A 13,804-nucleotide genomic window follows, 5' to 3' on the forward strand; every position below is an offset into this window, starting at 1 on the left:
CCCAGTTCAGTACAGACGGGCCTTGATCAGCGGGCGCAGCAAGTAATTGAGCACGCTGCGCTTGCCGCTGAGGATATCCACCTCGGCAACCATGCCGGGGATGATCGGCAACACATCCTCGCCGCGCTTGAGCTGGCTGCCGTCAGTGCGGATCAGCACCTGGTAGTACGACTCCTTGCCGTGCGGCGTGTCCTCCTCGATGGTGTCGGCGCTGATTTGCTCCAGGGTGCCCTTGAGGTCGCCATAGATACTGAAGTCGTAGGCGGTGATTTTCACCTTGGCCGGCATGCCCGGTACCAGGAAGGCCACATCGCGCGGCTTGATCCTGGCCTCTACCAGCAGGCGATCCTCCACCGGGATCACTTCCATGATCGCCTCGCCGGGCTGGATCACCCCGCCACGGGTGTTGATCAGCACGGTGTTCACCCGCCCACGCACCGGCGAAACGATCCCGGTGCGGCGCAGTTGGTCCTGGCGCTGCTGGACAATCGGCTCCAGGGCACTGAGGTCGGCCTTGCGCTGTGAGCGTTCGGTATAGGCATCCTGGAAGTAGCTGCTCTTCAGCTCGGTCAGCTTGCCGTTGAGGGTAGCGATGTCCTGGCTCAGGCGCAGCGCCTCCATCTGGCTCACCGCACGCTTGGCCACCAGCGGGCGGACCAGGTCGAGCTGGCTCTGGGCCAGGCTGATCTGCCTCTGGATTGCCTGGCTGCCTTCGAGCAGCTTGTCCCGCCGCGACTTGAACAGCTCGCGCTCGGAACGCGCCAGCGGCCCTTGCGGGTCGATGTCCGGCGGGAACTCGATGGCCGCCTTGCCCAGCACTTCGGCGTCCAGCCGGGCGATGGCCGCGCGCAGCACGCCGGCCTGGTTGGCCGACTCCTGGAAATTGGTGAGAAAGCGTGTCTCGTCCAGGCGCAGCAGCGGCTGGCCGACCTCCACCAGGTCGCCCTCCTGCACCAGCAGGCGGTCGAGAATCCCCCCTTCCAGGCTCTGGATCTTCTGGATACGGCTGAACGGCACCACCCGCCCATCGCCGCGCGTCACTTCATCGAGCTCTGCCCAGGCGGCCCAGGCGACGAATAGCAAGACGCTGCCGAGCAGGGTCCAGAGCAGCGGGCGATAGACCGGGTGAGTGGTCGCCAGCAAGGGATCGGCCAGTTGCCGGCGCAGCACTACAGAACTCTTTTCAGCTGCCATGGCCGGCTCCTTCGGCGACCTGCGGCGCCTGCACCTGGTTGCCCAGCACCACCTGGTTCAGCGGGCCGTCCATGATCACCTGGCCGTTGCGCAGCACCACCGCACGGTCCACCAGCGCCAAGACGCTTTTCTTGTGGGTGGTGATGATCAGGGTACGGCGGCCCAGCCATTTCTGCAGATAGTCGATGACCTGTTTCTCGCTGTTCTGGTCGAAGGCCGCGGTCGGCTCGTCGAGCAGCAGGATCGGTGGGTCCTGCAACAATACGCGGGCCAACCCCACCGCCTGGCGCTGGCCACCGGAGAGGCTGGCGTTGCCCTGGATCGGCATGTCCAGCCCCAGCGGGTGGGCGCGCACGAAAGTACCCAGCCCCACGCCATCGAGGGCTTCCAGCAATTCCTCGTCGCCCAGCGCGGCGTTGGCCAGGTTGAGGTTTTCGCGCAGGCTGCCGTGGAACAGCGCCACGTCCTGCGGCAAGTAGCCGATGCCGCGCTGGCGGTCGGCCGGGTCGAGCTGGCTCAGGGCGATATCGTCCAGCAACAGCCGGCCGGATTGCGCGTCGAGCAGGCCGCTGAGCAGCCGCAGCAGGGTCGACTTGCCGGCGCCGTTGCCGCCAAGCAGCGCCACCCGCTCGCCGGCCTGGATGTTCAGTGCCTGCACGTCGACCACCGGTGGGCTGTCGCCGTGGGCCAGGCGCAGCGCCTCCAGGCGGTAATGCCCGTGGAGCCGGTCGCGGTGCACGAAGCGCTTGCCGGCGGGCCGCTCCTGCTCAGCCGACATCAGCTGGTCGAGGCCCTCCAGCGCCACCTTGGTGTGCTGCCAGCGGCCAAGAATGGCGGCAGCCTGGGACAGCGGTGCGATGGCCCGCGAGGCCAGGATCGAACAGGCCACCAGGGCACCGACGGTCATCGCGCCGTCGCTTATCCGGTAGACGCCGAACACCACCACCCCGACATAGCACAGCTGCTGGACGATGCTCGCCGAATAGCTGAGGGTCGAGGCCAGGGCGTGGGTCTTCATTGCGGTACCGGCCAGTTCCCCGGTGAGCGTCTCCCACTGCTGGCGGCAGCGGCCTTCGGCACGCGCGGCCTTGACCGTCTCCAGGTGTTCGAAGGCTTCCAGCAGCACGCTGTTCTTCATCGCCCCCTCGCGCAGGTTCTGCCGCGACAGGTGCCCCAGCAGGCGCTGGGTCAGTAGCCCCGGCAGCAGCATCAACACGCAGGCCACCAGCGGCACCCAGACCACATGGCCACCGATCACGGCAATGATCAACAGGAAGATCACCACGAACGGCAGGTCGCTGATCAGTGCGGCGCTGGACGAAGTGAAGAATTCGCGGACCGACTCGAACTCACGCACCTGGGTACTGAACGCCCCCATCGACGCCGGTTTGGCGGCGATCCGGGTGCTCAGCACACGCGCGAACAGCAGGCTCGACAACTGCAGGTCCAGGCGCTTGCCGAGAACGTTCAGCAGGTGCCCGCGAAGGATCCGCAATACCCCGTCGACGATGATCGCCAGGGCCACGCCGCTGGCGAGTATCCATAGGGTGTCGAAGGCAGCGTTGGGTACCACGCGGTCGTACACCTGCATGGCGAACAGCGCCGAGGCGACGGCCAGGACGTTGGCCACCAGGGCCGCCGCCGTGACTTCCGCATAAGAGCGCCAGAGCCGCTTGAGCGGCCCGAAGAACCAGTGCTCCGGCAGGCCGCTGGCGTAGTCACCCACCCGCCCGTCGGGGTGGTAGCGGCACTTGGCGAACACCGCCGTGCCGCTGTAAAGTGCCTCCAGAACGGGCAGCGCCATGCGCTCACGGCCGCCGTCGCTCTGCGGCACCAGCACCTCGTACTGCTCACCCTCGATGCCAACCAGCAGCAGGCTGCGGCCATCGTCGAGCAACAGCAGGGCCGGCAGCAGGTAGTCGTCCATCTGCCGCAACGGCAGCTCCGCAACCCTGGCAGTGATGTCGGCGCGGCGCAGGGCGCGGGCGACCAGGCGCAGCGGCAGGCGTCCGTGCTCCAGTGCCAGGCCATCGACCAGCTCGGCGTCGCCCAGCGGCCGGCCCAGTTGCCGGCACAGCAGCAGCAGGCCCTGGCGCAGCGGGTCGTCGTGGTTCAGGGTCACGACATTATCCGGGGATTGTTCAACTTCCATGATTCAACCGATTCTCCAGTAATGCCCCCAACAGCCCGACCTGCGCGGCCGCCCGGTACTCGATGCGCTTGCGCTCGATGTGCAGATTGATCAATTGCCGCTCGGCCTCGAAGCGTTCGCGCTGCACATTGAGCAAGTCGATCACGTCGCGCCGGCCGACCTCGAACTGCTCGCGGTACAGCTCGCCAACCTGCTCCGACTCTGTCACCTGCTGGCTCAGCGACTGCTCCCGCCAGCGCAGCGTGTCACCGTTGTCGAACAGCGTCTGCAACTGCCGGCGGATGTCACGCTGCATCGCATCGGCCGTCCATTGCGCCGACTCCAGACGCTGTTGCGCAGCGGTCGGCCGGCGGAAGTTGGAAAGCCCCTGGAAGGTATCCATGCGAAAGCGCAGCGACATCACCGAGTCGCTTTCCGGGCGACCGCCGATCTCCCGGCGCAACGCGGAGGCCTCCAGGTTCAACTGCGGCAGCAATGAAGCCTTGGCCTCGCGGACTTGCGCCTCGGCGACATTGGCGTCCTCCAACGCCTTGCGCTGCAACGGTGACTCGCGGATCACCCGCGTCATGTCGCTGGCAGCCAGGTAGCGCTGCAGCGACATCGGCTCGGGCTCCACCAGCTCGGAGGGGTCCTGGCCAACCAGGATCGCGTACTGGTTGCGCGCGTCCTGCAGGTTGCCCTTCTCCAGCGACAGCTGTTCCTGGGCACGCGCCAGTTCGAGGTTGGCGCGGTCCAGTTCGCTGCGGTCGGCGTAACCGTCGCTGCCGCGCGCCTGGGTCATCTCGCGGATGCCGTCGAGGCGCTGGATGTGCTGGCGCACCGTCTCCACCCGGCGCTCCGAGGCAAGCACATCGAGATAGGTCTCGACGATATCCAGCGCCGCATCGTCGCGCGCCACCAGCACCGCCTCGGACAGCTTGCGCCGGGTCGCGCTGGCGCTGTCGACCTTGCTCGTCACCCTTCCCCAGTCATACAGCATCTGCGAGACGGTGACGTCGTAGACGACCTCGCCAACGTCGAACTCCTGCGGCCCTCCGGACATGGTGACAGAGGGGTAATAGCCACCCTTGGCGATCTCCACCTCGGTGCCCGCACGGTCCGCCTCGGCCATCGCCGAACGCACCTGCGGGTGGATCGCCAACCCCGCCCGCACCGCCTGGTCGAGCGGGATGGCCAGGGCGGACAACGGCAGCCCCAGGCACAGGAGCCAGAGGGCTCCCGCGCCACGGCGCCGTCCCTTGAGCACGGACAGGCCGCGCATCAGACCACGACCTGTACCGTGTTGTCCTCGATCAGCAGGGTACTGCTGCCAAAGTTGTAGACATCGTAGGTAATGCCGTTGACCTGCTGCGTGGTCCCGGTGTTCACGGCACCCACCACGTTGAGGGTGTCGTTGCTCTCGCCGGTAATCTGCAGCACGTTGTTGGCATCGGTGATGGCGTCGACCTCCGCCGCGGTCAGGGTCAGTACGCTCCCCGAGTCGCCCTTGCCGAGGTCGATACGCTCGATGTTGGAGAGCGTGCCGACGCCGACGGCGTTGTAGTCGAGGTCGATGCCGTCGGCCAGGACCAACGTGTCGAAGCCGGCGCCGCCGTCGATGCTGACGAAGTCGGTCGCGGTGATCTGGATGGCATCGTTGCCGTTGCCGGCCACCACGTGATCACCGGTCCCCACGTTGAAGATCAGGTCGTTGCCATCACCTCCATTGATATGCTCCGAACTGCCGCTCGCCCCGGACATGACATCGTCCCCCGAGGTGCCGTTGACGTCGATCTGGCCGATATTCAGTGACAGCCCGTTGGGGGCCAGGGTGATGCCGTAGGCCGAGCTGTCGTTGCCGTTGGTGTCGGTGGCGACGATGTTGAACGAGATCTGCGAACCGAGGTTGAGGATATCGGTGATGTTCAGCCCCAACTGGGTGAGTACGGTCGGGCTCAGCAGGTTCAGCGAGAAGTTGCCCGAGCTGTCCGCCTGGATCGGCAGCAGCTCGACGTTCAGCGCCGGGGTGATGACACGGATCACCACGCTGGAGTCCGGCTCGGTGGTGCCGCTGAAACCGAACCGCGGGTTCAGCGGGTTGAGGCTGACATCAACGCCGAAGTTGCCGATGGTGACTGGCTGCTCGATGCTGCCGCCAACGCCGATGGTTGCCACATTGCTCGTGTTGCCGGCCGGATCCTCGCCGGTGACCGAAACCTGGGCGTTGAGCAACTGGTCCAAGGTAAGGTCGATGTCCAGGTCGGTGAGCAGGTTCAGCGAAGCCAGCCCGCTGTTGTCGGCGGTCACCGTGGCGGTGGCGGTGACGCCGCCGATGTCCACTTCGACCGTAAGTTCGGTTCCCGGATCGGTGGAGATGGTCAGGATGCTGCCCACCAGCGACAGCACCGGGGTCGCAGGCGGGATGGTGTCGACGGTGAACGGCACCGGGGTCGAAGCAGTGCCGCCATTGATGTCTGCGGTGACGGTAGAGGCGCCCTCCGGGAACGGCCCCATGCCACCGCCAGGGGGAATGGTCACGGTGACGCTGCCGGCCAGGATATCGCTGGCGGTGATGGTGTGCGTTGCCTGCGTCTCGTAGCCGTTCTGCCCGGCGAAGGCGACGGTGATCACCTGGCCGACCTGCATGGTCGGGCGGATCGTCACGTCGACCTGGATGCCGTCGCTGATCTCCGCAGCGTTGATCCAGGTGTCGGCGGCTTCCGGCACACTGATGGTCGGCGGCGCCAGGTCCGGCGCGTTGATCGTCGCCGGGCCGCTGAGGTTGCCGGCAGCGTCGGCGGTAACCCCGCTGATCAGCTCGCCGGTGATCAGCGGTGGCGCCAACGGCAGGCTGAAGTTACCGGCGCCGTCGACATTCACCGTGATCGGGTTGGCGGTATCGCCGTCGATCACGAGGCGTACCTGGCTGTTCGGCTCGGCGGTACCGGTCAGCAGCGCACCGTCGGCACTGATGCTCAACAGCGGTGCCGACGGCGCCACCGAGTCGACCGTGGTACTGGCCGGGCCACTGCTGTTGCCGGCGGCGTCCTCGGCCACCGCGTTGACCACCGTGCCATTGGCCAGCGGCGTGGTTGGGGTGAAGCTCCAGTCGCCACTGCCGTCGGCGGTCGTCTCGCCGATCGGATTGCCGCCACCATCGGTGAGGATGACGGTGGCGCCGGGCTCAGCAGTACCCGTGATGACCACACCATTGCTCGGCTCGATAGTCGGCGCGGCCGGGGCGATGGCGTCAACGGTGACGCTGCTCGGCCCGCTGGCATTGCCGGCCGGGTCCTGGGCCACGGCGTTGATCACCGTGCCGTTGGCCAGCGGCGTGCCGGGCGTGAACGACCAGTTGCCACTGCCGTCGGCGGTCGTCTCACCGATCGGGCTGCCGTTGCCGTCGGTGAGGATCACCTTGGCCCCGGCTTCGGCGGTACCACTGATCTCGGTGCCGTTGCTCGGCTCGATCGTCGGCTGGCCGGGGGCTACCGCATCCACCGTGGTGCTGACCTGTGGGGTGCTGGTGTTGCCGGCGGCGTCCTGGGCCACGGCGTTGATCACCGTGCCGTTGGCCAGCGGCGCACCAGGCGTGAAGGCCCAGTTGCCAGTGCCGTCAGCGGTCGTCTCGCCGATCGGGTTGCCGTTGCCGTCGGTGAGGATCACCTTCGCCCCGGCTTCAGCGCTACCCGTGATCACGGTCCCGTTGCTCGGGTCGATCGTCGGCTGGCCAGGTGCGACTGAATCCACCGTGGTGCTGGCTGGCAGGCTGGTATTGCCGGCCGGGTCCTGGGCCACGGCGTTGATCACCGTGCCGTTGGCCAGCGCAGGCGCAGGCGTGAAGGTCCAGTTGCCACTGCCGTCGGCGGTCGTCTCGCCGATCGGGTTGCCGCTGCCGTCGGTGAGGATCACCTTGGTCCCGGCTTCGGCGGTACCACTGATCACCACCCCGTTGCTCGGGCTGATAATCGGTGCGGCCGGGGCGATGGCGTCAACGGTGACGCTGGCCGGCCCGCTGGTATTGCCGGCCGGATCCTGGGCCACGGCGTTGATCACCGTGCCGTTGGCAAGCGGCGTGCCGGGCGTGAACGACCAGTTGCCGCTGCCGTCGGCGACGGTCTGGCCGATCGGGTTGCCGCTGCCGTCGGTGAGGATCACCCTGGCGCCGGCTTCAGCGGTACCACTGATCTCGGTACCGTTGCTCGGCTCGATCGTCGGCTGGCCAGGGGCTACCGCATCCACCGGGGTGCTGACTTGTGGGGTGCTGGTGTTGCCAGCGGCGTCCTGGGCCACGGCATTGATGACCGTGCCGTTGACCAGCGGCGTACCGGGCGTGAACGACCAGTTGCCGCTGCCGTCGGCAGTGGTCTGGCCGATCGGGTTGCCGCTGCCGTCAGTGAGGATCACCTTGGCCCCGGCCTCAGCGGTACCACTGATCACCACCCCGTTGCTCGGGTTGATGACCGGTGCGGCCGGCGCGACGGCGTCAACGGTGGCGCTGGTCGGCCCGCTGGTGTTGCCGGACGGGTCCTGGGCCACAACGTTGATCACCGTGCCGTTGGCCAGCGCAGGCGCAGGCGTGAAGGTCCAGTTGCCACTGCCGTCGGCGGTCGTCTCGCCGATCGGGTTGCCGCTGCCGTCGGTGAGGATCACCTTGGTCCTGGCTTCGGCGGTACCACTGATCACCACCCCGTTGCTCGGGCTGATAATCGGTGCGGCCGGGGCGATGGCGTCAACGGTGACGCTGGCCGGCCCGCTGGTATTGCCGGCCGGGTCCTGGGCCACGGCGTTGATCACCGTGCCGTTGGCAAGCGGCGTGCCGGGCGTGAACGACCAGTTGCCGCTGCCGTCGGCGGTAGTCTGACCTATCGGGTTGCCGCCGCCGTCGGTGAGGATGACAGTGGCGCCGGCTTCGGCAGTACCACTGATTTCCGTGCCATTGCTCGGTTCAACCACCGGAGCGGCCGGCGCCACGCCGTCCACGGTAATGACCGCCGGCGCACTATCGGTCCCACCGGGGTTGCGCGCCACCGCGTTGACCACGGTGCCATCCGGCAACGGAATGCCGGGTGTGAACGACCAGTTACCGGTGCCGTCGGCGGTGACCTGGCCGATCGGGTTGCCGCTGCCATCGGTGAGGATAATGGTGTTACCGGCATCGGCAGTACCGCTGATCACCGAGCCGTTACTCGGGTCGACCTGCGGAATCGACGGCAGCGACGAGTCCACGGTGGTGCTACCTGGAGCACCCGTATTGCCGGCGGCATCGGTCGCCGTGGCGTTGACCACGGTACCATTGGGCAGTTGCGTGCCCGGGGTGAACGTCCAGTTGCCGCTGCCGTCGGCAGTGACTTCGCCAATCGGATTACCATTGCCATCGGTGAGAGTCACGGTGCTGTTCGGCTCGGCAGTACCGTTGATCACGGCGCCGTTGCTCGGATTGACCACTGGCGCGGCGGGTGCGATCGAATCCACCGTGGTGCTGCCCTGCGGGCCTGTGTTGCCGGCTGGGTCCTGGGCGACGGCGTTGACCACCGTGCCATTGGCCAGCGGCGTGGTCGGGGTGAAGCTCCAGTCGCCGTTGCCGTCGGCGGTGGTTTGGCCGATGGGGTTGCCGCTGCCATCGGTCAGGATGACGATGCTGCCCGGCTCGGCGGTGCCGCTGATTTCGCTGCCGTTGCTTGGCTCGACGACTGGTGCGGCCGGGGCTACCGAGTCCACTGTGGTGGCTGCCTGCGGACCGGTGTTGCCGGTCGGGTCGGTTGCAGTGGCGATGATTACGGTACCGTTGGCCAGCGGCAAGCCGGGGGTGAAGCTCCAGTTGCCGCTGCCGTCGGCGGTGATCTGGGCGATCGGGTTGCCGCCGAGGTCGGTCAGGGTGACGGTGGCGCCCGCTTCAGCGGTACCGCTGATGGTCGCGCCGTTGGTTGGATTGATTACCGGTGCAGCCGGCGCGCTGGAATCGACGGTGACCGTCGCTGCCGGGCTGGTATTGCCAGCCGGATCGCTCGCCGTGGCATTGACCACCGTGCCATTGGGCAGCGGCGTCGCTGGGGTGAACGTCCAGTTGCCGCTGCCGTCAGCGGTGACTTCGCCAATGGGGTTACCGCTGCCGTCGGTGAGGGTCACGGTGCTGTTCGGCTCGGCGGTGCCGCTAAGACTGCTGCCGTTGCTGAGATTGATGGTAGGTACACCCGGGGCCACGCCGTCCACGGTGGTGCTGGCCGGCCCGCTGGTATTGCCGGCCGGGTCGGTCGCCGTGGCGTTGATCACGGTTCCGTCGGCCAGCGGCGTACCGGGGGTGAAGCTCCAGTCGCCGCTGCCGTCGGCAGTGGTCTGGCCGATCGGGTTGCCGCTGCCATCGGTCAGGGTGATGGTACTGCCTGGCTCGGCGGTGCCGCTGATTTCGCTGCCGTTGCTCAGTTCGACCACTGGTGCGGCCGGGGCTACCGAGTCCACCGTGGTGGCGGCCTGCGGACCGGTGTTGCCGGTCGGGTCGGTTGCCGTTGCGATGATTACAGTACCGTTGGCCAGCGGTGTGCCGGGGGTAAAGCTCCAGTTGCCGCTGCCGTCGGCGGTGACCTGGCCGATCGGGTTGCCGCTGCCATCTGTCAGGGTGACGGTGGCACCCGCTTCGGCGGTACCGCTGATGGTCACGCCGTTAGTTGGATTGATTACCGGTGCAGCCGGCGCACTGGAGTCGACGGTGACCGTCGCTGCCGGGCTGGTATTGCCAGCCGGATCGCTCGCCGTGGCATTGACCACCGTGCCATTGGGCAACGGCGTGGCTGGGGTGAACGTCCAGTTACCGCTGCCGTCAGCGGTGACTTCGCCAATCGGATTACCGCTGCCATCGATGAGGGTCACCGTGCTGTTCGGCTCGGCGGTGCCGCTGAGGCTGCTGCCATTGCTGAGGTTGATGGTAGGTGCACCCGGTGCCAAACCGTCCACCGTGGTGCTGCCCTGCGGGCCAGTGTTGCCTGCCGGGTCCTGGGCCACGGCGTTGACCACCGTGCCATTGGCCAGTGGTGTACCGGGAGTGAAGCTCCAGTCGCCGTTGCCATCGGCGGTGGTTTGGCCGATGGGGTTGCCGCTGCCATCGGTCAGGATGACGGTGCTACCCGGCTCGGCGGTGCCGCTGATTTCGCTGCCGTTGCTCGGCTCGACCACCGGCGCGGCCGGGGCCACTGAGTCCACTGTCGTACTCGATGGAGCGCTGGTATTGCCAGTCGGGTCGGTCGCGGTGGCGTTCACCACGGTGCCGTTGGGTAACGGGCTGCCCGGAGTGAAACTCCAGTTGCCACTGCCATCGGTGGTGACCTGGCCGATCGGGTTGCCGCTGCCATCGGTCAGGGTGACGGTGGCACCTGCTTCAGCGGTACCGCCGATGGTCGCGCCGTTACTCGGATTGATTACCGGTGCAGCCGGCGCGCTGGAATCGACGGTGACCGTCGCTGCCGGGCTGGTGTTGCCAGCCGGGTCGCTCGCCGTGGCATTGACCACCGTGCCATTGGGCAACGGCGTGGCTGGGGTGAACGTCCAGTTACCGCTGCCGTCGGCGGTGGCTTCGCCAATCGGATTACCACTGCCGTCGGTGAGGGTCACGGTGCTGTTCGGCTCGGCGGTGCCGCTGAGGCTGCTGCCGTTGCTGAGGTCGATGGTGGGCACGCCCGGGGCCACGCCATCCACGGTGGTGCTGCCCTGCCCGCTGGTATTGCCGGCCGGGTCGGTCGCCGTGGCATTGACCACGGAGCCATCCGGCAACGGTGTGCCTGGGGTGAACGACCAGTTGCCGCTGCCGTCAGCGGTGGTCTGGCCGATCGGGTTGCCGCTGCCGTCGGTCAGGGTGATGGTGCTACCCGGCTCGGCGGTACCGCTGATTTCGCTGCCGTTGCTCGGCTGGACCACCGGCGCGGCCGGGGCCACCGAGTCCACTGTAGTGCTCGATGGAGCGCTGGTATTGCCGGTCGGGTCGGTTGCAGTGGCGTTCACCACGGTGCCGTTGGGTAACGGGCTGCCTGGTGTGAAACTCCAGTTGCCACTGCCGTCGGCGGTGACCTGGCCGATCGGGTTGCCGCTGCCATCGGTCAGGGTGACGGTGGCACCCGCTTCAGCGGTACCGCCGATGGTCGCGCCGTTGGTGGGATTGATCACCGGTGCAGCCGGCGCGCTGGAGTCGACGGTGACCGTCGCTGCCGGGCTGGTGTTGCCGGCCGGGTCGCTCGCCGTGGCATTGACCACGGTGCCATCGGGCAACGGCGTGGCTGGGGTGAACGTCCAGTTACCGCTGCCGTCGGCGGTGGCTTCGCCAATCGGATTACCACTGCCGTCGGTGAGGGTCACGGTGCTGTTCGGCTCGGCGGTGCCGCTGAGGCTGCTGCCGTTGCTGAGATTGATGGTGGGCACGCCCGGGGCCACGCCATCCACGGTGGTGCTGCCCTGCCCGCTGGTATTGCCGGCCGGGTCGGTCGCCGTGGCATTGACCACGGAGCCATCCGGCAACGGTGTGCCTGGCGTGAACGACCAGTTGCCGCTGCCGTCGGCGGTGGTCTGGCCGATGGGGTTGCCGCTGCCGTCGGTCAGGGTGATGGTGCTGCCCGGCTCGGCGGTGCCGCTGATTTCGCTGCCGTTGCTCGGCTCGACCACCGGCGCGGCCGGGGCCACCGAGTCCACTGTGGTGCTTGATGGAGCGCTGGTGTTGCCGGTCGGGTCGGTCGCGGTGGCGTTCACCACGGTGCCGTTGGGTAACGGGCTGCCTGGTGTGAAACTCCAGTTGCCACTGCCGTCAGCGGTGACTTGGCCGATCGGGTTGCCGCCGGCATCGGTCAGCGTGACGGTGCTGCCCGGTTCGGCGGTGCCACTGATCGTGGTGCCATTGCTGGGGTTGACCACTGGTGCGGCCGGGGCCTGCGCATCCACTATCGTGCTCGTCGGAGCGCTGGTGTTGCCAGCTGCATCCTGGGCCACCACGTTGATCACGGTACCGTCGGGCAGCGGTGTCGCGGGGGTGTAGCTCCAGTTGCCACTGCCATCGGCCGTCACCTGGCCGATCGGATTACCGCTGCCATCGGTGAGGGTTACCGTGCTGTTCGGCTCGGCGGTACCGCTGAGGCTGCTACCGTCGCTCAGGTTGATGGTGGGAGCGCCCGGCGCCACGCTATCCACGGTGGTGCTGCCCTGCCCGCTGGTATTGCCAGCCGCGTCCTGGGCCACCGCGTTGACCACGGTACCATCGGGCAGCGGGGTCGCGGGGGTATAGCTCCAGTTGCCGTTGCCATCGGCCGTCACCTGGCCGATTGGGTTACCGCTGCCATCGGTGAGGGTCACGGTGCTGTTCGGCTCGGCGGTACCACTGAGCTCGGTACCATTGCTCGGGTTGATCACGGGTGCCGCTGGCGCCACGCCGTCGATGATGATGCTGGCGGGCGGGCCGCTGTTACCGGCGGCATCCACTACCACTGCTTTGACCACCGTGCCATCGGGCAGTGGGCTATCGGGTGTGTACGACCAGTTGCCGTTGCCGTCGGCAGTAGTCTGGCCGATGGGGTTGCCGTTGCCGTCGGTGAGCACCACGGTGCTGCCCGGCTCGGCGGTACCGCTGAGGCTGGAGCCGTTGCTCGGGTTGATTTGCGGCGCATCGGGGAAGTCAGGGGCCTGCACGGTCGCGGGTGGGCTGCTATTGCCGGCCGGATCGGTCACCACCACGGTAACCGTTTCGCCGTTGGTCAGTGGCGGATTCAGTGGGATCTGGAATTTGCCGTCGGGGCCGACCACCACACTGACGTCGGTTTGCCCGTCGCCGTTGCTGTCGATGCCCACAGTGGCGCCCGGCTCGGCCGTGCCACTGATGCTGCTGCCATCTGGGGCAATCTGCAGTCCGCTGGCGGGCGCCGGAGCCGTCGTGTCAGGCGGCACACTGCCGTCACCGCCACCGCCACCACCGCCGCCATCGTTGCTGTTGGCGATCGCGACGCCGCCGCCAATGATCGCAGCCCCAGCCAGCAATGCAGCGCCGGGGCTGAGCCCGGCAATGGTGCCGTCGGCGCCAGTGAGCGACTCGAACCCGGCCGCAGTTTCCTGGGGCACATAACCTGCCAACAGCGGCCCATCGGCAGCGACCGGTGGCAGGTCGACGGCAAGCAGCTTGTCCCGGTCTACCAGGTACAACTGGCTTACCGGCTGCCCCTCGACATAGAAGTTGGCAATGCGCAGGCTCTCGCCAGACTTCAGTTGTACGATCAGGTCCGCCCCGCTCTTTGTGTAGCTCGTCACGCTTTCGGGAGCAATATCCAGAACAATGTTACTGCTCTGAGTAAGCGTCAGGATTCCGTTATCGGGGATTGCGATGGGGGCGGCAGAATTAACACTTTGAGCGAGGGGAGATACCTTGGCCTGAATCGACATACGTGACAGTCCTTTTGTCAACAGCACGACCGAGCGATCGCACGCGTATATCCAGAAATAGCACGCCCCCCATAA

Annotated in this window: 4 protein-coding genes; all 4 read right to left on the reverse strand. The window is 67.2% G+C overall.

Annotated features, from left to right (window positions below):
- Positions 1-6: 6 nt before the first annotated feature.
- Genes CAG46_RS16940 through CAG46_RS16955 form a run of 4 tightly spaced genes read right to left on the reverse strand, consistent with a single transcriptional unit; the run spans position 7 to position 13,729 of the window.
- On the reverse strand, positions 7-1,194 hold the full coding sequence (locus CAG46_RS16940) for an HlyD family efflux transporter periplasmic adaptor subunit (protein ID WP_085616502.1): 1,188 nt from the start codon (positions 1,192-1,194) through the stop codon (positions 7-9).
- On the reverse strand, positions 1,184-3,346 hold the full coding sequence (locus tag CAG46_RS16945) for a type I secretion system permease/ATPase (protein ID WP_085616504.1): 2,163 nt from the start codon (positions 3,344-3,346) through the stop codon (positions 1,184-1,186). The genes CAG46_RS16940 and CAG46_RS16945 overlap by 11 nt, the downstream gene beginning before the upstream one ends.
- Positions 3,336-4,607 (reverse strand): TolC family protein, encoded by a 1,272-nt coding sequence (locus tag CAG46_RS16950; RefSeq protein ID WP_085616506.1) that lies wholly within the window; start codon positions 4,605-4,607, stop codon positions 3,336-3,338. Before CAG46_RS16950 ends, CAG46_RS16945 begins: the two co-directional genes overlap by 11 nt.
- On the reverse strand, positions 4,607-13,729 hold the full coding sequence (locus CAG46_RS16955; RefSeq protein WP_143493562.1) for an Ig-like domain-containing protein: 9,123 nt from the start codon (positions 13,727-13,729) through the stop codon (positions 4,607-4,609). Before CAG46_RS16955 ends, CAG46_RS16950 begins: the two co-directional genes overlap by 1 nt.
- Positions 13,730-13,804 lie beyond the last annotated feature (75 nt).

This window comes from Pseudomonas sp. B23(2017), from assembly GCF_002113725.1.
GTDB lineage: Bacteria > Pseudomonadota > Gammaproteobacteria > Pseudomonadales > Pseudomonadaceae > Aquipseudomonas > Aquipseudomonas putida_Z.

Bases quoted from the DNA above. Each gene is read 5' to 3' on its own strand.
- CAG46_RS16945 (WP_085616504.1), bottom strand. From the start codon at position 3,346: ATGGAAGTTGAACAATCCCCGGATAATGTCGTGACCCTGAACCACGAC.
- CAG46_RS16950 (WP_085616506.1), bottom strand. From the start codon at position 4,607: ATGCGCGGCCTGTCCGTGCTCAAGGGACGGCGCCGTGGCGCGGGAGCC.
- CAG46_RS16955 (WP_143493562.1), bottom strand. From the start codon at position 13,729: ATGTCGATTCAGGCCAAGGTATCTCCCCTCGCTCAAAGTGTTAATTCT.
- CAG46_RS16940 (WP_085616502.1), bottom strand. From the start codon at position 1,194: ATGGCAGCTGAAAAGAGTTCTGTAGTGCTGCGCCGGCAACTGGCCGAT.